The sequence below is a fragment of the Sediminihaliea albiluteola genome (assembly GCF_014077625.1).
Classification (GTDB): domain Bacteria; phylum Pseudomonadota; class Gammaproteobacteria; order Pseudomonadales; family Halieaceae; genus Sediminihaliea; species Sediminihaliea albiluteola.
This window is the reverse complement of the sequence record NZ_JACFXU010000014.1, coordinates 92728-113482: the sequence shown is the minus strand read 5'-3', so window position 1 is coordinate 113482 and position 20755 is coordinate 92728. Positions and strand designations below refer to the sequence as shown.

Genomic DNA, 20755 nt, shown 5'->3' with positions numbered 1-20755 from the left:
TCGGCTGGTCAGTGTAGGAGTTTCACTATGAGCAGAAAATTATTTCAGATATATCAGGCGCAACCCTCTCGCGATGGTGCTGGGGTAAAAATTAACCGAATAGCCGGTAAAGAAATGAACCGGGTGCTCGACCCCTTCCTGATGATTGACGAGATCAATGCGGATTCGGCCGCGGATTACATCGGTGGTTTTCCAGAGCACCCACACCGCGGTTTTGAAACGATCACCTACATGAAGGCCGGCCGCATGCGCCACCGCGATCACATGGGCAACGAAGGGGTGATCGAGCCGGGTGACGTGCAGTGGATGACAGCCGGGCGAGGTGTCTTGCACTCCGAGATGCCGGAGCAGGAAGAGGGGCTGATGCATGGCTTTCAGCTCTGGTTGAACCTGCCGGCTAAAGACAAGCTGAAGCCGGCTGCCTATCGCGATATTCGCGCTGCTGAGATTGCCTCTTATCGCGACGACAATGGCAGCGAAGTGCGCGTAATTGCTGGTGAAGTAGGTATTGATGGCCAGCGCTTAAAGGGCTGTTTGCCGGCCATGCCTACTCGCCCATTGTTGTTGGATGTATCCGTGGCTGCCGGCGAGGAGTTTAGTCTCTCGCTGGGCGATTACGAGCGAGTCTTGGTGTTTGTTTATGCAGGAGGCAGTACTGAGCTGAGCAGCAAACAGCTGGCGGTCTACGGCAAGGGCGATAAGCTGAGTCTGCAAGCTGGGCCCCAGGGGCTTGGCGCGCTGGTACTATCGGGTGAGCCTTTGCGAGAGCCTATAGCTCAATATGGCCCTTTTGTGATGAATCAGCCTGAGGAAATTGAGCAAGCCATTCGTGACTTTCAAGCGGGGACTTTGCTTAGCCCAGCCTGAAAGCCCACTAAAGATAGTGCCCGAAGGGCTGCTGTAATAGCTTTTAAGCAAGATGCAAGCACTTGATACAGAGCCGCCTAGCGTACACTAGGCGGCTCTTGTCTGTGGGGCACGCCTTTTCAGCGCGCTGTGATTCGCTATACTGGTTGTCCTTTTTTACCACAGCAGTGGACAGACTATGGCCAATTACCGCGCTCCTTTAGACGATATGAGCTTTCTGATCGACGAAGTGCTGGATGCTGGTACGCAGCTCGGCCAGCTACCGGCCTTCGCTGAGCTCGGTGTGGGTTCAGAGCTGACTTCAGCCCTGCTAAGTGAAGCGGCGAAGCTGGCTGGCGATGTGTTCTCGCCCTTGCGGCGGGTTGCCGACCAACAGCCGGCAAGCTGCAGCGATGGTAAAGTGAGTATTACTCCTGGTTATGCCGAAGCACTGCAGCAGTTGGGCCAAGGCGGTTGGTTAGGTATTACCGCCGATCCCGCTTACCAGGGGCAGGGCCTGCCGGAACTCTATGGCACAGCTGCTTCTGAGATGTGGAATAGCGCTGATATGGCGCTGGCCTTGGCGCCGATACTCAGCAGTGGCGCCGCACTGACCATTGCTGCCCATGGCACAGAGGAGCAGAAACAGCGCTATCTACCCAAAATGCACAGCGGTGAGTGGTCGGGCACCATGAACCTCACTGAAGCGGGTGCCGGTTCGGATTTGGGTGTGATGCAGGCCCGAGCAGTACCAGAGGGTGACCACTACCGCCTCTACGGGCAAAAAATATTTATTACCTGGGGCGATCACGAGGCCTGCGACAACATCATCCACCTAGTCTTGGCTAAATTACCCGACGCCCCTGAGGGCAGCCGAGGGATTTCTTTATTTATCGTGCCCAAGTATTTAGTCAATGCCGATGGCAGCTTAGCTGAGCGCAACGATGTGTTCCCTGTGTCATGCGAGCACAAACTCGGTATTCATGGTAGCCCTACCTGTGTCATGGCTTTTGGTGAGAGCGAGGGTGCCATTGGCTACTTGTTGGGTGAAGAAAACCGCGGTTTAGCTTGCATGTTCACCATGATGAATGAAGCGCGGCTCAAGATCGGCCTGCAGGGGCTAAGTATCGGGCAGGGGGCTTACCAGCAGGCGCTGGAATACGCTCGCGAGCGCGTACAGGGTGGGGTGCCCATTGTTCAGCATCCGGATGTTCGGCGCATGCTTTTAACCATGAAATCGCTGATCGAAGCGATGCGAGCTCTGCTCTACAGCGAATCACTCACGCTAGATTTAGCCCACTCCGGCCCCGAGGCGGATCGCCCAGCGCAGCAAGCGCGTATCGATTTAATGATCCCGATCATTAAGGGCTGGCTGACTGAAGTGGGCCAGGAGCTGGCCTCGCTCGGTCTGCAAGTGCACGGCGGCATGGGTTATATCGAAGAAACTGGCGCCGCGCAGTATTTGCGGGATGTGCGTATCTCAGCGATTTATGAAGGCACCAATGGTATTCAGGCGGCAGACTTAGTGAGCCGCAAGTTAGGCCGAGATAGCGGTGCCACGATGGCTAAGGTTTTGGCAGCGGTGGCCGCTACTGTTGCTGAATTAGCGCAGTCTGACAATGACTCGCTGCTTGCGGTGGGCAGGGCTTTGAGCGCTACCCTGGAGCAGTTTCAGGGCAGCACAGAGCAGCTGCTCAAAGCTTTGCAAGAAAACCCCGATATCGCTTTGGGAAGCTCCTTTGACTACATGATGCAGGCGGGTTACTTATTGGGCGGCTGGCAGCTGGCCCGTGCCGCTCAAGTCGCCCAGCAGCGTTTAGCCGAAGGCGCCGATAATGATTTCTATCGCCAGAAGCTGGCCACAATGAGTTTCTATGCCGAGCAAATTTTACCGCGCTGTGCCGGCCACGCCGGAGCTGTTGCCACTGCCGCAGGCATGTTGCATCAATATCCCGAAGATTGGCTGTAGAGGTTAATCTTGGCCCCCTCTCTCGCCCAGGAGAGAGGGACCTCAATAAATTCAGAGTGCGCGCTAGATTAGTCGCATCGACAAGTCCAAAGCCTTGCAGTCCTTGGTCAATGCCCCGATGGAAATGTAGTCAACGCCGGTCTCTGCTATTGGCAGCAAGGTTTTATCGGTGATGTTGCCTGAGGCCTCCAGCTCTACTTTGCCCTTGGCTAGCGAAACAGCCTGACGCAGGTTCTCTAAGCTGAAATTGTCCAGCATCACCCGGTCACTGCCGGCATTTAGTGCCTGATCCAGTTCTTCCAGTGTTTCCACTTCCACCTCAACGGGTTTGCCCGGCGCGATCTGGCGTGCACTGCTTACGGCGTTGGCAATGCCACCGCAAGCTTTGATGTGGTTTTCCTTGATTAAGAAGGCGTCAAATAGGCCGATGCGATGGTTGTGACAGCCACCGCAGCTGACGGCGTATTTTTGTGCCACCCGCAAACCGGGTATGGTTTTGCGGGTGTCGAGCAGCTTCACATCAGTGCCCGCGACGTGGTCGGCGTAGCGCCGGCATAGACTAGCGGTGCCAGAGAGTAATTGCAGGAAGTTAAGTGCGCTGCGCTCGCCGGTTAGTAAGGCGCGGGCCGGGCCAGTAAAGCTAAACAGGGTGTCTTCAGCGACTATGGCATCGCCGTCTTGAAAGTGCCACTCGATAGCTATGCTCGAATCAACGGCGGCAAAGACTTCATCGACCCAGTCCTGACCACAGAGAATGCCTGCTTCCCGGGTGATCACTCGGCCTTTGGCCTGAGTGTCTGGGGCAATGAGCTGCGCGGTGATGTCGCCGCTGCCAACATCTTCGGCCAGAGCAGCCTGTACATTGAGTTTGACGATTTCCGGTGAAGGCCTAGACATGGGGTGATCTCGGTATAAAACAGGGAGCGAAATTCTAGCAGTTTGCAGCCGGACTCGTCAGTCCCCTGTGACTTGGAAAGGCGCTATCATCATGGCTATCTGAGCTATTTATAAGAGAGTGCTATGAATAACAGCCTAGAGCAAGGTTGGATTGAGCAGGCGCGACGGGTGCCATCACCCAACTTTGGCCCCCGCCCGGCGGGTGTTCAACCTGACTTATTGGTGATTCACAATATTTCACTGCCCCCTGGAGAGTTTGGCAATAACTGCGTAGAACAGCTCTTTAGCAACTGCTTAGACTGGGATGCCCATCCCTATTTCCAAGAAATTAGAGGATTAGAAGTCTCCTCGCACTTGTTTATCCGCCGCTGTGGAGAGCTGCTGCAGTTTGTCAGTTTGCTGGATCGGGCTTGGCATGCCGGGCAATCCTGCTTTGAGGGACGGGACAATTGTAATGATTTTAGTATTGGCATTGAGTTAGAGGGGACTGACGATCTTCCCTACAGTGATGCGCAATATGCTTCTTTAGTGGCGGTGACCCGGCAGATCCTGCATGCCTTTCCCGGCATTAACCCAAGCCGTATTACGGGCCACAGCGATATAGCGCCGGGGCGAAAAACAGATCCCGGCCCAGCCTTTGACTGGTCGCGCTATCTGAACGCGCTGGTATAAGCTGGTCTCCTTAGCTGGCTGACTAAGGGAGGTATTTGCTCTGGCAGCTTTTTATCTGCCTGCTAGACTACAAAACAAACAGCCAGTAATTGGACAAAGTGGCAGAATAATATGGTTCCAAGCACTCGCAAGGATGCGACACTACCCTCAGTGGTAGCAAAGCTCGGCGCTGAGCACGCTACTACAGCACTAAGTCTAACCCTTCTATTCCACCCCGATCCAGAGCGCATAGGCGCTAGTTGGGAGCAGCGTGTCAGCGCTACTAAAAAAGTATTGGAACTTGGCCGACATCAGCCTGAATTCTGCTTACAGCCCGAAGGTCAATTACTGGCTGGACTTGAAGATCGGCACATTTCCCGCCAAGCACTGCGCTTGGAGTTTAGTGCTAAAGGCCTCCTCTTGCACAAGTACCCTGCTGCCTGTCGCTGCAAATTACAGGGCGAGGACATTAGCGAAGATATAAAACTCGATGCGGAGCAGTTGCAGCGCGGGCTTAGTCTGCAGTTAGGGCATAGTGTAGTGCTCTGGCTGCGTCTGGGGCCGGCGCGCGCTATGCCGCCGCCCGATGCCGCCCTCGGGCAGCTGGCCTTGCGAGGCCGCAGCGTGTGCTTACAGCGCTTACGTCAACAGATCGCCCGCGCCGCTATGACCGATTTAGATGTGCTGGTACAAGGTGAAACTGGCACCGGTAAAGAGCTGGCAGCTGTGGCCCTTCATCAATCGAGCCATCGCTCAGGCGGGCCATTTGTGCCGATCAATATGGCAGCCATACCCGAAAGCTTAGCCTCGGCACTGCTTTTTGGCAGTGCGCAGGGTGCTTATACCGGTGCAGCGAAGGCTACTAAGGGTTATTTCCAGCAGGCCCACCGGGGCACTTTATTTCTGGATGAGGTGGGCGACACCCCTGTTGATATCCAGCCTTTATTATTGCGTGCACTGCAGCAGCGTCAGGTGCAGGTAGTAGGAGGCGCAGTGGAATCGGTGGATTTGCGGGTCATTGCTGCGACCGATGCGCAACTAGACGGCGAAGGCTGCAATTTCAGTGCGGCCTTGCGCCACCGTCTGGGCAGTATTGAAATCCGCGTGCCAGCCTTGCGCGAGCACCCTGAAGATATCGGCGAACTGTTATTGCACTTTTTGCGTGAAGCCGCCGCAATGATGGACTGTGAGCGACTGTTACCCTCAGCTGATGACGATGAAATTCGCAGTGCCTTGTGGGCCGAGGTCTTTGCGCTTTTTGCTCGCTACTCTTGGCCGGGCAATGTGCGGGAATTAGCCAATGCGGCGCGGCAGTTACTGGTCGCCAGTGAGCGGGAAGTGCAAGTGCCTGCACACCTCTTGCAGCGCATGCAGCAGGATAGCTCTGCTGAGCCGAGTCATGGGAGCCTGCGACCTATGGCGCAAGTCGATGCTGAGCAGTTTCGCGCCGCTTTTGTCAGCCACGATTACGAAGTGGCTGCCACTGCTCGAGCGCTGGGGGTGTCACGACAATCAATCTATCGCCGCCTCGAGGAAATCCCCGATTTGCGTTTGGCCTCTGAAGTGTCCGATAGTGAGTTACAGCAGGCGCTTGCGGCAGCCGATGGCGATACGCGCGAGGCCGCTAGAGCTTTGTCAGTTTCTTATAAGGGTCTGCGTGTCCGTTTGCGCAGCGGTACGAGGCTATGAGTCGAGCTGGTCGGATAGGCCCCTACCGTATACTGCGATTGATCCGCCAAGGTGGTCAGGGTTCGGTCTACCTCGGGTATGACTCCCGTTTGCAACGCCGCGTGGCAGTGAAACTGTATCGCTTGCCAAGTGAGCGCCCAGCACGCCGGCAAATAGTCGCTGAAGCACGTTTAGTGGCCAGTATTAATAGCCCCCGAGTGGTGAAGCTTTATGACGTGATCAGTAGTACAGAAAACCTCGCCCTGATTATGGAGTATGTGCCGGGTGTTGATTTGGAGGAGCTGCTAGAGCAGGGCCACTTATCATTAAGCGCGATACTTCACCTAGCTATCGATATTTCTTCGGCGCTGGCTTCCGCGCGACAGCGGCGCATTGTGCACGGTGACCTAAAAGCCAGTAATGTATTGATCGACGCTCAGGGCCGGGCTTTGCTGAGTGATTTTGGCATTGCCCGGGGCGCCAGCAGCAAAGGTTTATCGCAGCATTGCCCCGGCAGTATTACGGCGATCTCGCCCGAGCAGTATCAAGGAAAAGTACTGGATGTGCGCTCAGATTTATTCGCCTTAGGTTGCCTGCTCTATCGCTTGCTGTCCGGCAAGCATCCCTTTGTATTTGATGATGAGCTTGATGTGAAGCGTTTGCTCACAGAAGAGCCCGAGCCTCTGCCAGAGACCTTGGCGGATGGCAGCTTAATACCGCCCGGCATGCGTGACTTGGTGCAGCGCTTATTACAAAAAGATGTGGCGGATCGGCCAGACAATACCCACCGTGTTCGGCAGATATTGCGTGAGCTGCTGCGACATGAGCCGCAGTCAATGCGGCAGATGCCTTTAGCGGGCGTAAAGTCCTTGCGCCGGCAGGAGTCGGAGGGTGAGTTCCCGCCACATATTCCCCGCGAATTGAGTAAACGGGGGCGCTCGCAACTGGCCGAATGGCGAGGCTTTGCTGAGCTCACTCCAGCGTCAGTACTGAGGTATCTCGGCAAACCGCGCATTCAGGCAGCGGTTTTAGCTCTATTGTTAGGCTCTGCTGCCATCCTTTATCTGGCACTGCCTAAGCCATACCGTATTGCCTTGTTGGAGCCTGAGGTGGCTTTGGCGGGAGCTGTAACTTTGCCGGATGGCGTGACCCTGGATTGGTTGAGTGAGCGTGTTTGCACCGTGATCTCGGAGCTCGATAAGCAATTGTTGTTTTACCATGCGCCAGCATCCTGCCCCGAGGGCAGCCGGGGTTTTGCCGATAATTTGCCATTACCCGCAGCGGATGAAGAGTTGCAGTTGGCTCTGCGCTGTAGCAGTGATTTGTGCCTGCTGGGGCTGACTCGGCAGCGTGATGCCGAGCCCGAGTATCGTCAAGCACTGTTGTTAACGGGAATGCCAGCTTCACAGTGGGCAGCTGTGACTGCGGAGCTGGCTGAGACCCTATATCGCGATCGTTTTTGAGGTCGCGAGACTTAAGCGCCGGCTGAGAATTTAGCGCTGCGATTTAATCTGTACTTGCCTAGGGGAAGCGGGCTTGCTCGAGCTGCCGCAGCGCCTCAAGTAATTCCCGATTCAACGGTGCCTCTACAGCAAATTGTCTGGCGCAGCGATCGGCATAGCCGTTGATGTAATCGATCTCGGTACGCCGTCCGGCTGTAATATCCTGCAGCATTGATGAGCGGTTCGCTGCCGTTGCTTTTATCACTTCAAATACCTTGTGCTCTAAACCGCTCACAGCTGCGCACTGGCCAGCAGCTTGCCCGATCAAAGTCATTTCAGCACAGAGTTCACGCACTTTCGCAGCGAGAGCGGGCTTACTGGCCAGTTCGCCATTGCGGCAACCCTCTAAAGCGCTGAGAGGGTTAATCGCACAGTTAATAGCCAGTTTGCGCCACTGCGCCGCGCTGATTTGTCTATCCCAGTGGCAGTCAGAAAGACTGCTGCGCCAGTCCTCAAACCAGGCCGGAGTTGCTGTGGTGGCCGCTTGGCCGATGCGGGTACTGCCGAGTCCAGCGTGTTGTATTTGCCAGGGGCCGCGGCGAAAAGCGCCCTCGGTCGTGGTGCCAAGCGCGAGCTGTAACTGTGGGTGATTGCGCTGTATTTGCTCGGCAAAGCCGATGCCATTAGACAGCAATAGTATGACACTCTGAGGGCTTAAACGCTGGACTACGGAAGTCACTGCTGGGAGCACGTCGTAAGCTTTAGTCATAACAAGCAGATAATCGATCTGCCCCTTGGCGGAGCAAGCCTGTACCGCAAGCTGGTGTTGGCTGGCGCCGCTAACACCCTCTATGTCGAGAGTAATTTCAGACTGATTCTCTTTCGTTGAGCGCAGCAGTAGCGTTAGCGGAATTTTTTGACGGTCCAGCTGCGCGGCGAACAGGCAGCCCATAGCGCCTGCTCCAAGTATATGCCAGTGCATGTTTAACTACTCAGAAGATCGGGCTGGGGGATTGTAAACTGCAAGCAGCGCACTACTATGTGCTCCTTCATTTCATTGCGGCTGGAGTTTTGCACTATGCCATCTTTTGACGTGGTATCGGAAGTGGATCTGCATCAATTAACGAATGCGGTTGACCAGGCATCCCGGGTGGTAAAGAACCGTTTCGACTTTAAAGGCGTTAATGCCACCTTTGAGCGTGAGGAGCGCAGTGTCACCCTCACTGCGGAAGCTGAGTTTCAGCTCACACAAATGGAAGATATCTTGCGCAGTGCCTTGATCAAGTGTGACATAGATCCCGCTGCTATGGACTGTGCTGAGCCCGTGGCCTCGGGTAAGTTGGTCCGCCAGACAGTGACTTTGCGTCATGGACTCGATAGTCAGCAATGTAAGACGCTGGTCAAAAAGATCAAAGATGCCAAGCTCAAAGTGCAGGCACAAATTCAAGGCGATCAAGTGCGGGTCAGTGCTAAAAAGCGCGATGACTTACAGCAGGTCATCGCACTATTGCGCGCTGCGGATTTCGAGCAGCCTCTGCAGTTTACTAACTTTAGGGATTGAGCGTCTGAGACACCTTATAAGGTGTCGAACTCTTTAATTAGCGCCGCCAGTTTGCTCTGCCAGTCAAGGCTGTCGGGACTTAAGCTGGCGTGCCACAGCAATTCCAAATAGCGGTACAGCACGCGGTAGCGCGCAAGGCTTTGCTGCTCTCGGCCAGTGGCGGCTCTGCCGAGGTATAGCTGTAGTAGCTCCTCGCTAGCGGGTAGCCCAAGTTCATCACCGCAAGATAGCGCGGCCAAATCAAAGAGAGGGTCGCCCATGGCGCAGTATTCCCAGTCTAGCGCCCATAAGCGGCCGCCACTGTAGAGGCGGTTCGCGGCTAGCAAATCATTGTGGCAGACATGCAAAGTTCCAAGTTGCGCTTCACAGATCTGGATAACACTCTGCACTTGCAATGTGAGTGGACTGAGTTCGCCGAGTTTTTCAGGGGCGTTTTTTGCGCAAAGATCTTCGTAGTGGGCGATACGTTTGCCTAGATCAAGTCGTTGATGCAGGGCGGGCAGTTGGTGAATGCGGCGCAGCAGTCCGGCAATATCAGCCAGTGAGCTGGGCGGGTCGGGGTCTGGTTTTAAATAGTCGCAGACTAGAGCGCCGAGCTCAGGGTTAAAGTATCGTGGCGTCGGTGCCAGGCCTTGTGCTGAGGCGGCCTGCAACACGTGCCACTCGCTTTGCCGATTGAGTCTATTGATGGCGGGCTGAAAGCCATCCAAGCGGATGACCCAAGCGGCGTCGCCACTTTTAGCCAAGAAGTTAATGTTACTGAGGCCAGCCCCCAGCCTGTAGGCAAGACGCGGGCGCTCGCTGGCAGTTGTGGCCCAGTGCTGCCACTGGGCCAGTACTTGTTCCAGTCTCTTCAAGCTAGACTGCTGCGATAACTTTGCAGCCACTGCAAGAATCCCGCTACTACAATGACTAAATACACCGCAAAGAGTAGTGCAAAGAGGTATAGCTCACGATCCATATACAAATAGATCGAAGCGCCATCTATGACTAACCAGTAGAGCCAGTTTTCCAAGACTTTGCGTGCCACCATCCAAGTGGTGACAATGGCACCCCAAGTGGTAAATGAGTCCAGATAGGGCATGGCAGCTTGGCTGTGCTCAGCTAGCAGCGTACCGCTGATGGCACTGAGTGTGAGTACCACCGCGAGGGCGTAACAATGTTGCTGCCAGCCCCAGCGAGAAATCGGCAGGGTGTCGCTTGCGCTATTCTCTTGGCTGGCGGAGTGGCTGTTTTGCTGCCACTGCCACCAGCCGTAGACTGCCATCACTAAATAGTAAATTTGCAGCGCCGATTCCATTAATAGCCCTACCTGCCAAAACACGTAGAGGGAGATGGCTGTGCCAAAAAAAGCCGCGTACCAACACCACAAACTTTCTTTGACTGCCAGCAATAGATAGGCGACACCCAAGACTACCGCCGCCACTTCCCAGCCGGAAAGGGCGGCCCAGGCTTGAGCGAGCTGCTCTGCCACTTGCTCCTGAGTCATCGCTTGGCAGCCAATTTATCAGGAATGAACTTGCTTACCATGGCTAGGTCTCTCACTAAAAGTGGTAATCGGCGCTGATTCCTACCTGGCGCGGCTCGCCGTATTGGTAGTAAGGCTCCACGATATATTCTTTGCGCGGGTCGTTACCAAAGCTGCCAAAGCCACGTACTGCGTACTTCTTGTCGCCGAGGTTGCGGCCCCAAAGTGCCAGCGACCACTGCTCGCTGGCGTAGCCTAGGCGCATGTGCACAAGATTAAAGGAGGGCGCCTGCAGTTCGTGGCGGTCGGAAAAGTAGAACTTGTCCTTACCCTCTATATCTAGGCGTGCAAAGAAACCTGCTCCCAGGTCATAGCGGCCACCAATGGCATATTGATAGGACGGTGCATGGGCTTGGTCGCGTCCAGAAAGGTCTCGGCCATCAGAGTTGATGTAGTCATCAAAGCGAGTTTCGAGCAGTCCTAAGTGAGCGTAGACCTGCAGCGAGTCGGTGGCTAACCAGTCGAGCTCTAACTCTAAACCATAGTTGTTACCTGAGGCGGCGTTGTTGGTGTGATCGATAAAGTCGGTGCTGCCATTGGGCCGCGGGATCACTAGGGAGCCTTTAACTTGCTGGTCTTTTCGATCCATGTAGAACAGTGCCAGACGGGTACTCAGACGCTTGTCTAAAAAGCTCGCTTTAAAACCAGCCTCGTAGTTGAGCAGCGATTCGTCGTCGTAGCGCTGAACCCGCTCCAGCAAGCCGAGAACAGCTGGATCGTTATAAGCTTCCATGCTGGCCAGCACACCGGCATTAATGCCATTGGCGCGATAACCGCGAGACAGGCCGGCATAAAGCATGCTGTCGTCTGACAATTGGTACTCCAGTGTCAGGCGCCCGCCCCAGAGGTTTTTCTTGGGATCGCTAGCAACGCCGTTATTGTCGTAATAATCAGTTCGGCGCTGCTCTACACGCAGACCGCTCAGCAGGCTCAAACGCTCGCTCAGTTGCGTGTCAAGCTGAGTGAATAGCGCCAGGGTATCGGTATCGTAAGTGCTGCGGAAGTCTTGTGTCAGGTAGGTATAGCGACGCACAAGGTCCTCGCGATCGGCGAGATAATAAAGACCGACCACCCAGTCACCGCGATCATTAATCAGCCTAGAGCTCTCATTTGAGAGCAGGCGCAGTTCGGCGCTGTAGCTGTCGCGGTCGCGCAGGAACTGGTCAAAGGAAGAGTATTCCAGCTCCGGTGCAATGCCGACGTAGGCCCAGTCTTCGTCAAAGCTATAATCGCTCTCAGAACTCGCCCAGCTTACTCTGGCTTCTAAGTCCGCAGCACTAAGTGACTGCTGCCAGTCAAAGGCTAGGGCGGAGGATTTCTGCTTATCGCTGCCGGGCTCGTCAGACAGCGTGCGGCGTGTATTGTCGAGTGAGAAGACATCGTAGCCATTGTCGACATCGGCGTAGAAGGCTGTCACATCAAGGGTCGCTGTGTCGCTAGCCAGCCAGCGCAGTTTGGCGCGAGCCATGGTTTCATCGCGATTGGCGGTATCGTCACGCTTAAGGTAGGTGTTCTTGCTAAAGCCGTCGCTGCGGTATTCCTGCACGGCGAGGCGAAATAGCAGGGTGTCCTTGATCAGCGGGCCTGTACCGACAAGGCCTAAACTCCAGGTGTCGTAGTTGGCAGCGCTGGCAGATATTGACAGTCCTGGCTCATTTTTAGGTGCAGCACTGCGCACGTTGATTAAACCCGCCAGCGCGTTGGCGCCGTGTAAGGTGCCCTGCGGCCCACGAAGCACTTCCACTTGGTCGACATCAAATAGGCCGCCCACTGTGCCAAGGCCACTGAAGTCAATACCGTCGATAATAAAACCGATAGAGGGGTTCAAAGGTTCTTGAAACTGACTGCGCTCGCCAATGCCGCGGATCTGGTAAAAGCGAGCGCGCGAGCTGCCACCGGCGTAGTTTACGTTTGGTGCTAGGTTGAGCACTTCTTCTAAATGCTGTGCGGCGCGCTCTTTTATCTCAAATTGCGACACCACGCTGGTGCTATTGGGTTGATCGAGTAGGCGGGTGGGGCGAAACTCTGCGGTGACCAGAATCTCTTCGAGTTCGGCCGCTTGGCCTGTGCAGGCTAGGCTTAAACCGAGCGCAATAAGCGTTTTGCGGAAGAAAAAAGATGCTTTGTTGCAAGGCAACATTTGTGGCTCTCCTATAATAAGTACAGCGTATTAAGAGAACCGGTTTAACTAGCGGATTGGATCAGGAGGACTGCTGTCAGGCAACTGATAAGCTGCCGATCAGTGGCGCAATCGTAGTACCTATCCCTACGCCGGTTCTAACCGGATCAGGTTCAAAGGGTCCACTATTTAAGTGTCTCAGGCCGAAGCCTCCCCCAGGTTTGCAAGCGCATTATAGGCCGCATAAGCTAGGATTCCAATAACATTGACCCTGATGTCGATCCCACTTGATTCTTTTAAGGCAGATCAAGCCTGCAGTGATGGCTTTTACTTGAGCTAGACGCAGGTGCTCTGTTAGCTATTGCACAGAGTCAGCATTAAGGCCAGCGAGCTGAAAGTGCTCGGAGTTCACTGGTGCGGGCTTGTACAATTGTCATCCATGGCGCTGAAAAATGGGTTAAAATTAGCTGCCTCAGCATACTGACGCTGCGGGCGCAGACTGGATCAAATAGGAGGATTAGAGAGTGAGTGGCGTTGATAAACTGTTTGAGAAAAACCGCTCTTGGGCCGAAAGCATTAAGACCAGTGACCCTGATTTTTTTGAAAAGCTGGCAAACCAGCAGAGCCCAGAGTACCTCTGGATAGGCTGTTCGGACAGCCGGGTGCCCGCCAACCAGATCATCGGCTTGATGCCCGGCGAGGTCTTTGTGCACCGCAATGTGGCCAATATGGTGGTACATACCGACTTCAATTGTCTCACTGTGTTGCAGTACGCAGTCGATGTGCTCAAGGTTAAGCACATTCTGGTGGTGGGGCACTATAATTGCGGTGGTGTGCGTGCCGCCTATGAGGACCAAGATAATGGCTTGATTGATAACTGGCTGCGCAATATTAAAGATGTGCAGCACAATCATCAGAGTCGCTTTGATGCTTTGGAGAATGACCCTGACGCTGCTATCGACTTGCTCTGTGAGCTCAATGTGATGAGCCAGGTATCAAACGTCTGTCACACCACTATCCTGCAGAATGCTTGGTCTCGAGGGCATGAGATTTCCGTTCACGGCTGGGTGTATAGCTTGAAAGATGGCTTGGTAAAAGATCTGCAATGTTCGGTTTCATCGCTGGATCAAGTGTCCAAGATCTATCGAGTGATGTGTGACGACAATGGCTCAGCCTAAACATAGTTCGTATGGGTGGTTGCTCTGTAGCCGTTCTGGCTTAGACTTAGGGTCTTGATAAGGCTCATAAGGAATAGGTAATGGCACTTGATCCAGTAGATATTCGCGCTAAGAAAATTTTAATCACTGGTCCTACCGGACAGGTTGCTGAGCCGGTAGTGGCGGCTTGGGCAGGTGTTGCAGAGGTTTACGCCCTTGCTCGCTTTTCTAAGCCCGAAGATCGGGCGCGCATGGAGGCCTTAGGTGCAAAGTGCATACAGGCCGATCTGGCGCAGACCGATGGTCTAGCGGGCGTGCCGGATGATTTTGACTATGTCGTTAATTTTGCGGTAGTTAAAAGCGGCGACTTTGAATACGACCTTGCCGCCAACGCCGAAGGGGTGGGCCGTTTAATGATGCATTGCCGCAAGGTGAAAGCCTTTCTGCACATGTCTTCCACGGCAGTTTATGAGTACGCTGGGCATCAAGCACTGGCGGAAAATGCGCCCTTGGGCGATAACCACCGGGTGATGTTTCCAACCTACAGCATCAGTAAAATTGCGGCAGAAACCGTGTGTCGTTTTGTTGCCCACCAGTTCGGTATTCCCACCACTATTGCCCGGCTCAGTGTGCCCTATGGCGATAACGGCGGTTGGCCTTGGTACCATTTGTTAATGATGGAGCAGGGTATGCCTATCGAGCTGCACCCTGAAGGCCCCAATGAGTATCACCTGCTGCATGTGGATGACTATCTGGAGAAGTTGCCCCGTCTCTTGGCTGCGGCGACACCGGAGGTTACCACCTTGAACTTTGGTGGCTCCCAAAAAACTAGCATTGAAGAGTGGTGCGCTTATATGACTGAGCTCACTGGTTTGGAGCCCGTGTTTAAGGAAAACCCGAAAGCCTTTGGCAGCTTGAGTATCGATACTACCCGCATGCACGAGTTGATTGGCCCCACTCAGGTCGACTGGCGCGAGGGAGTGCGGCGTATGGTGGAAAAACTGTCGCCACAGCTGCTTAAATAGTGACTGCCAAGTGAGGGTTGCGGTGCTAATTGCTGGTCTGCAAAGAAATGAATAATCTTTTCTTGCTACTGCTGTTGGTTTTTGCCGGCGTGGCGCTGATGGTGGTGCTTGGCGGGCGTTTTGCTAAGCCCGCCAATCCGGAGCAGATGGCCCGTTTGCGGCGCTGGATTATCCCTCTGGTAGGAATAATGCTGCTACTGTCGGCCATCGATTTTTACTGGTAAGTCAAACCACCCGTTAGGGTGATGTATGTTTCATTGAGCTTTGCGATACTGCCTGTCCTAAATTAGGAGGACTGGATCTCATGGCGCAATTATCACCGGAAGAAAAGCTGCTCAGCGGAGAGCTTTGGAACGAGTTCTGCGATGCACTGAAGCAGGCAGGCAGTCAGGTTTTGGCAGCTGGTGTGCCCACTGACCCACTAAGCCAAGCGGAGGGTTATCGCTATTTGACACGCCTTTTGCGACTCAGCCTGGAAAAGCAGGTTGAGTTCAGTGACCCGCAGTACCCTCAGTTTTATTCTCTGTCGCACGAAACTGCGAAAATCGGCAACGATAACCCCGATAACTTTTATCAAAATTGCGCGATTGACGGCCGTCATGAGTACCGTATCCGCGGGCATCGCGGCAGCGTGGATTACTTGAGTATCGAAACCAAGGCGGGCTCTTACGCGGGTGGCGGCGAGATGGCGCCCACTGGCCATGTCGAGCTCGAAGAGCTGGATATAGGTAGTGATGGCTATTTTGAGTTGATTGTGTCGGCTAAAGAGCATCCCGGCAATTGGCTGCCGATGACCGAGGCCTCTGATAGCTTGCTGGTGCGTCAAACCTTTCGCGACCGCTCAAAAGAACAGGTTGCCAAGTTGAGTATTGAGTGCCTTGACCCGCAAGATAGCCCGGTCCTGGATCCGGCTAAGTTTGCCCAGCAACTCGAGACAGTAGTGCCTTTTGTCAGTGGCACTGCAGGTTTATTTCACCAGTGGATGCAGAGTTTTTCGGAGCATATCAACCAGCTACCCCCCAATGACCAGGAAGTCTGTCTGCGAGCCGGCGGTGATCCCGCAATTTATTATCACAACAGCTACTGGGAGCTGGAGGCAGATCAGGCCTTGGTCGTAGAGTTCACGCCGCCTAAAGAGTGTCGCACTTGGAACTTACAGCTATCTAATTACTGGATGGAGTCGCTGGACTACCGCTACCACCGGATACACATCAACAAACACAGCGCGGTGCTTGCTGACGATGGTACAGTCTGCATTGTGATCAGTGGCCAAAACCCGGGCACCAGCTACCCCAATTGGCTGGATACTGCCGGTCATCGCTGCGGTGCCATGCTGCTGCGCTATGTGGAAGCCAGCGATAAGCCGCCGATTCGCTGCCGTGTCGTCAAGCTTTCCGATTTACAGCAATAAGAGTCGTAGCAATGAGTGATCAACTGAGTTTTGCCCCTGAAGATATTATTGCCGCTGCCAAAGCAGTGGATGGTCTAGAAGATTTTGGTGATCAGTCCCATGAGGAGCCACTGCGCCGCCTGCTGTGGTCATTGGAGCACGAGGCTGATCTGAACGAGATGGGTCGACATGCCATGCACCAGCGCATGGTCGATATTTTAGCGACTCGCCTGAGAGTGCAGGCTTGGCTGAGTCGTTACCCAGAAATTCTTGATGAGGTGATTGAATCGCCCTTGGTGATTGTCGGCCTGCCGCGAACTGGCACTACCATGCTACATCGCACGATTGCCGCTGACCGAAGAATGTACGCGCCACTGTGGTATGAAGTGCGCTTCCCCTGTCCGGACCTGGATTGGGACTTCACTCTTGAGGGCGATCGGCGCATCAGCGAAGCCAAGGCGGAAGTACAGGCCATGGTGGATGCCAACCCCGATTTGCTGGCGATTCATCCCATGGATGCCATGGGGCCAGACGAAGATATCATGCTGCTAGAACAGTCGTTCTACAGCTTCAACTGTCAGGCTTTGGTCAATATCCCTAGCTTTGATGCTTGGATTGAAGCGCAGGATCACACGCCGGGCTACGAATATCTGAAGCTGATGTTGCAGTTTCTGCAGTGGCAAAAAAAGCGCAGCGGTCAGCAGGCTCAGCGCTGGACGCTGAAGGCGCCCCACCACCTGCATTATATGGATCTGGTTTTCAAAGTGTTTCCTGATGCAAAGGTGGTACAATCCCATCGCGATCCTGTCGAGACCATTCCCTCGCTGGCCAGCCTGATTGCAGGTGTCTGGGTCATCTACTCAGATTCCGCTGATCCCAAGGTGGTGGGAGAGCAGTGGGCTCGTAAATTTGCCAATGGCATGCGCAAGACCATGGCTGTTCGCCAAGAACTCGGTGACGAGGCTTTTCTCGACCTGTGGTTTAAAGACACTGTCAGTCAGCCGCTGGTAGAAATCGAAAAGGTCTATCAATTTCTCGGCATGGACCTGACTGATGAAGCCCGCAGCGAGATGGCGAAATGGCAGGATTTTAACCGTCGCGAATTACGCCCGCCCCACGCTTATACGCTGGAGCAGTTTGGCTTCACCGAAGACGGTTTAAAGCAGCAGTTTCAGGAATACCGCGCAGCCTTTATTGAGCGCTAACGGGCCTCCGTTAGCGAGCGCCTCCATTCTAGGGCCCAGCAGCGATTAGCGTCGCTGCCTGCTGAGACTCTGCCTGTGCCTGTATTTAGGCATAGGCGGCAGAGGCGGGCCTTGTTTTTGACAATTAACGATACAGTGAGAGTTGAACGATGGTAAAACAGAAAGCGACAAACGTGACTTGGCACGAAGGTGATATCACTGCTGAACACCGCGCTAAATTACTCGGCCACAAAGGTGCTACCTTGTGGTTCACCGGCCTGTCTGGCAGTGGTAAAAGCACGGTTGCAGTAGAGCTGGAAGGGCGTCTGCACGAGATGGGCATCTTGTCATACCGTCTCGACGGCGACAACGTGCGCTTGGGGATTAACAAAAACTTAGGCTTTTCTGCCGAAGATCGCACCGAAAACATTCGCCGTGTTGGTGAAGTGGCAAAACTGTTTGCCGATACCGGTGTGATTGCGCTGTCCAGTTTTATCAGCCCCTATACCGCCGATCGCGATCAAGTCCGTGCCCTGCACGATGCAGCGGGTATGGATTTCATCGAAGTGTTTGTCGATTGCTCACTGGCCGCAGCGGAAGAGCGCGACCCGAAGGGTTTGTACAAGAAAGCCCGCGCCGGCGAGATCAAAAACTTTACTGGGATTGATGACCCCTATGAGGCGCCGTCCAACCCGGAAGTACACCTGCATTCCGATCGGCAAACGCTGGATGAAGAAGTGGAAGAAATTCTGACTGTGCTGCGCAAGCGCGGCATCATCCCAGCATAAGTAGCTTGAGTCGCCTTGCTGTTAAGCAGAACCCTATTGAACAACGGAGAATGTCATGATTAAACCCCACGGTTCCAATGAACTGAAGCCTCTTTATGTAGCGGATGATGCGGCTCGTGCAGCACTTGCTGCAGAGGCTGAAAAGCTACCTTCTTTGCTGCTTAACTCAGCGGCGGCAGCCAATGCTGTGATGCTGGGCGCCGGTTACTTTAACCCCTTGACTGGCTATATGAATTTGGCCGACAGCCTCAGCGTAGCGGAAAAGCTGCAGACTGTTGATGGTTTGTTCTGGCCGGTGCCTATTGTCAATATGACTAATGAGAGCGGCATTGAAGCGGGCAGCCGCATTGCCTTGCGCGACCCTAACGTAGAAGGCAATCCAGTACTGGCAGTGATGGATGTTGAAGCGGTTGAGTCGGTAAGCGAAGAGCAGATGGACTTTATGGCGGAGAAAATTTTCCGCACCCTCGATCCTGAGCACCCCGGTGTGGCGACCTTCAAGTCGCTGGGTCGCACTTTGTTGTCTGGGTCGATTCAAGTATTGGGCTTTTCTTATTTTAAGGCAGATTTCCCCGACACTTTCCGCACCGCTTATCAGATTCGCGATGAAATTGCCGAGCGCGGCTGGGAAAAAGTGGTTGCTTTCCAAACTCGCAACCCCATGCACCGCGCCCACGAAGAGCTGTGCCGCATGGCGATGAATGACCTGAAGGCTGACGGTATTCTGATTCACATGCTGTTGGGCAAGCTGAAGCCGGGTGATATTCCTGCTGATGTGCGCGACGCTGCGATTCGCAAGATGGTGGATGTGTACTTCCCGGCTAACACGGTCATGATCACCGGTTACGGCTTTGACATGCTCTACGCTGGTCCACGTGAGGCGGTATTGCACGCAGTATTCCGTCAGAACAGTGGCTGCACCCACTTGATTGTCGGTCGTGACCACGCTGGCGTTGGCGATTATTACGGTGGTTTTGATGCCCAGACCATCTTCGATGAAGAAGTGCCTGCTGACGCGCTAGAGCTGCAAATTTACCGTGCTGATCACACCGCTTACAGCAAAAAACTGGATCGCGTGGTGATGATGCGTGATGCGCCCGATCACAGCAAAGATGACTTCGTTTTGCTCTCTGGCACCAAGGTGCGTGAGATGTTGGGCAATGGGATTGCGCCACCGCCTGAGTTCTCCCGTCCTGAAGTGGCACAGATTCTGATGGATTACTATCAGTCGCTGTAAACTCAGCGTTCACAGAATGTGCTTACAAGGCCCCGTTTTACGGGGCCTTGTTCGTTTTGGGGCGCTTAAAACACAAGTTAATTGCCCAGCTTAGAGCGGGCTAAGCCATGAAGGTTTTATCTTTAGAGCCGGCACCCTATAATCCTTAGAGACTGGCTGGGTGAAAGCACCCGGTGGTGCAATATGGGGAGTGCGCTTTGCCAGCCCAAAGGCTAGAACAATTAACAAATATCGTCGAGCGCACCGCGGCGATCTTGCAACAAGCTATCCTTGGCTTGGCGCAAGCGGAGCGTATTAAACGCATCCGGCAAGTGCTGTTGCTAGTGCTGTTAGTATGGGCCGTATTCGCTTTGGCTCAGTTGCTCTGGGCCCTGTGGCCACAGCCTCAGTCTGTGGCCCTGCCAAGCCATATCCTCAATCCCGTCGCTCGCAGTCAAGCACCCGCATTGACACAGACAGTGGATATGGAAGCTCTTAAATCCTGGCAATTGTTTGGTGAGGCAGGTGAGGAGGCCAGTGCTGCAGCACTAATGGCTGCTCAAAATGCCAGTCCTGTGGCGCGCGAGGGGATAGAAGAGGGCGCCCGAGAAACTCGGCTTGATCTTATCTTACGGGGTATTGTGGCTTCCAGTGATAGTGGCCTGGGCCACGCTATTATTGAGTATCGCAACCAGCAAGCTGTTTATGCTGTAGATGATGAGCTACCGGTATCAAGTGGCGTAAAACTGGCTAAGGTGATGCCAGGTCAAGTGGTGATTGATAACAGTGGCACCTATGAGCTGCTGAGCCTGTTTGAGCAAAACGATTTTGATCGTCAGCTAAATGCTAGCCGCGGAGCCTTAGCGCCAGCGGCGGCTAACCGCCCAAGTCCACCCAGTGTGCAGATTGAGCAGCGCGCTGATACCGAAACCACTCAATTAGCTTTGGCTTATCGCAGGCAGCTTTACCAAGACCCCCAGTCACTGGCTTCACTAGTGCGTATTAGCGCGGTGCGCGAAGATGGCAAGTTACGTGGTTATCGCGTTGCCCCGGGCCGCGATGCCGCGGCATTTGAGCGCTTTGGTTTTAAGGCTGGTGACCTAGTCACTAGCGTCAATGGCATTGCCCTAGACAACCCAGCTAACACAGTGCAGCTTTACCACGCCATGCGTGAAGCAAGTGAGGCGGTGTTTGAGCTAGAGCGTCAGGGCCAGCCACTCTCATTGAGCGTGGATCTTGGTGCCGCTGCGGGTGAACAGTGATAGAGTCAGACAAGGATAATAAGAGGATCTCTGTGCTAGTGAAACACCTGCG

General features: G+C 54.2%; 19 protein-coding genes and 1 riboswitch. Of the genes, 14 read left to right on the top strand and 5 right to left on the bottom strand.

Annotated features, from left to right (window positions below; all coding sequences use genetic code 11):
• Positions 1 to 27: 27 nt before the first annotated feature.
• Together H2508_RS07395 and H2508_RS07390 are read left to right on the top strand one after the other, a co-directional pair.
• Entirely contained in the window at positions 28 to 867 is an 840-nt protein-coding gene (locus H2508_RS07395; RefSeq protein ID WP_182171234.1) for a pirin family protein, read from the top strand.
• Between the two features lie 178 nt (positions 868 to 1045).
• Complete coding sequence (locus H2508_RS07390) at positions 1046 to 2815, top strand: acyl-CoA dehydrogenase (protein WP_182171232.1); 1770 nt, start codon at positions 1046 to 1048, stop codon at positions 2813 to 2815.
• A 63-nt stretch (positions 2816 to 2878) separates the two neighbouring features.
• Here H2508_RS07390 and nadC read toward each other — a convergent pair whose 3' ends face one another.
• Complete coding sequence (gene nadC / locus H2508_RS07385) at positions 2879 to 3712, bottom strand: carboxylating nicotinate-nucleotide diphosphorylase (protein ID WP_182171229.1); 834 nt, start codon at positions 3710 to 3712, stop codon at positions 2879 to 2881.
• A gap of 123 nt (positions 3713 to 3835) precedes the next feature.
• Between nadC and ampD the strand changes: the two genes are divergently transcribed.
• The 3 genes from ampD to H2508_RS07370 all read left to right on the top strand — a co-directional run bounded on the left by ampD (position 3836) and on the right by H2508_RS07370 (position 7494).
• Positions 3836 to 4384: a 1,6-anhydro-N-acetylmuramyl-L-alanine amidase AmpD gene (gene ampD / locus H2508_RS07380; RefSeq protein WP_182171226.1), complete on the top strand. Its 549-nt coding sequence runs from the start codon at positions 3836 to 3838 to the stop codon at positions 4382 to 4384.
• 111 nt (positions 4385 to 4495) lie between these two features.
• On the top strand, positions 4496 to 6052 hold the full coding sequence (locus H2508_RS07375) for a sigma 54-interacting transcriptional regulator (protein WP_182171223.1): 1557 nt from the start codon (positions 4496 to 4498) through the stop codon (positions 6050 to 6052).
• Positions 6049 to 7494 carry a serine/threonine-protein kinase gene (locus tag H2508_RS07370; protein WP_182171220.1) on the top strand — a complete coding sequence of 482 codons (1446 nt, stop codon included), beginning with the start codon at positions 6049 to 6051 and terminating at the stop codon, positions 7492 to 7494. Before H2508_RS07375 ends, H2508_RS07370 begins: the two co-directional genes overlap by 4 nt.
• 58 nt (positions 7495 to 7552) lie before the next feature.
• Here H2508_RS07370 and H2508_RS07365 read toward each other — a convergent pair whose 3' ends face one another.
• Complete coding sequence (locus tag H2508_RS07365; RefSeq protein WP_182171217.1) at positions 7553 to 8455, bottom strand: ketopantoate reductase family protein; 903 nt, start codon at positions 8453 to 8455, stop codon at positions 7553 to 7555.
• A gap of 96 nt (positions 8456 to 8551) precedes the next feature.
• On the opposite strand from H2508_RS07365, the gene H2508_RS07360 reads away from it, so the two are divergent.
• Positions 8552 to 9034, top strand: coding sequence for a YajQ family cyclic di-GMP-binding protein (locus H2508_RS07360; protein WP_182171214.1), 483 nt, complete (start codon positions 8552 to 8554; stop codon positions 9032 to 9034).
• Between the two features lie 14 nt (positions 9035 to 9048).
• Here the strand turns inward: H2508_RS07360 and H2508_RS07355 are convergent, their stop codons facing one another.
• Genes H2508_RS07355 through H2508_RS07345 form a run of 3 tightly spaced genes read right to left on the bottom strand, consistent with a single transcriptional unit; the run spans position 9049 to position 12702 of the window.
• Positions 9049 to 9891: a choline/ethanolamine kinase family protein gene (locus H2508_RS07355; RefSeq protein ID WP_182171211.1), complete on the bottom strand. Its 843-nt coding sequence runs from the start codon at positions 9889 to 9891 to the stop codon at positions 9049 to 9051.
• Positions 9888 to 10523, bottom strand: coding sequence for a nicotinamide riboside transporter PnuC (pnuC, locus tag H2508_RS07350; protein ID WP_182171209.1), 636 nt, complete (start codon positions 10521 to 10523; stop codon positions 9888 to 9890). The genes H2508_RS07355 and pnuC overlap by 4 nt, the downstream gene beginning before the upstream one ends.
• Positions 10524 to 10578: 55 nt before the next feature.
• The gene (locus H2508_RS07345) at positions 10579 to 12702 is read right to left on the bottom strand and encodes a TonB-dependent receptor (RefSeq protein WP_182171206.1); all 2124 of its coding nucleotides are present in this window, start codon (positions 12700 to 12702) and stop codon (positions 10579 to 10581) included.
• A 105-nt stretch (positions 12703 to 12807) separates the two neighbouring features.
• Positions 12808 to 12908: riboswitch (TPP riboswitch) on the bottom strand.
• A gap of 297 nt (positions 12909 to 13205) precedes the next feature.
• On the opposite strand from H2508_RS07345, the gene can reads away from it, so the two are divergent.
• The 8 genes from can (at position 13206) to gspC (ending at position 20703) form a co-directional block, all read left to right on the top strand.
• Positions 13206 to 13859 carry a carbonate dehydratase gene (gene can, locus H2508_RS07340; protein ID WP_182171203.1) on the top strand — a complete coding sequence of 218 codons (654 nt, stop codon included), beginning with the start codon at positions 13206 to 13208 and terminating at the stop codon, positions 13857 to 13859.
• Between the two features lie 80 nt (positions 13860 to 13939).
• Positions 13940 to 14863 (top strand): NAD-dependent epimerase/dehydratase family protein, encoded by a 924-nt coding sequence (locus H2508_RS07335; RefSeq protein WP_182171200.1) that lies wholly within the window; start codon positions 13940 to 13942, stop codon positions 14861 to 14863.
• 47 nt (positions 14864 to 14910) lie between these two features.
• Positions 14911 to 15087, top strand: coding sequence for a hypothetical protein (locus H2508_RS07330; RefSeq protein WP_182171197.1), 177 nt, complete (start codon positions 14911 to 14913; stop codon positions 15085 to 15087).
• A gap of 80 nt (positions 15088 to 15167) precedes the next feature.
• The gene (locus H2508_RS07325) at positions 15168 to 16274 is read left to right on the top strand and encodes a DUF1214 domain-containing protein (protein WP_182171194.1); all 1107 of its coding nucleotides are present in this window, start codon (positions 15168 to 15170) and stop codon (positions 16272 to 16274) included.
• An 11-nt stretch (positions 16275 to 16285) separates the two neighbouring features.
• Positions 16286 to 17458, top strand: a complete 1173-nt coding sequence (locus H2508_RS07320) for a sulfotransferase family protein (protein WP_182171191.1) — start codon at positions 16286 to 16288, stop codon at positions 17456 to 17458.
• A gap of 149 nt (positions 17459 to 17607) precedes the next feature.
• Entirely contained in the window at positions 17608 to 18225 is a 618-nt protein-coding gene (cysC, locus tag H2508_RS07315; RefSeq protein WP_182171188.1) for an adenylyl-sulfate kinase, read from the top strand.
• Between the two features lie 55 nt (positions 18226 to 18280).
• Positions 18281 to 19462: a sulfate adenylyltransferase gene (gene sat, locus H2508_RS07310; RefSeq protein WP_182171185.1), complete on the top strand. Its 1182-nt coding sequence runs from the start codon at positions 18281 to 18283 to the stop codon at positions 19460 to 19462.
• Between the two features lie 197 nt (positions 19463 to 19659).
• Positions 19660 to 20703, top strand: coding sequence for a type II secretion system protein GspC (gene gspC / locus H2508_RS07305; RefSeq protein WP_182171181.1), 1044 nt, complete (start codon positions 19660 to 19662; stop codon positions 20701 to 20703).
• Positions 20704 to 20755 lie beyond the last annotated feature (52 nt).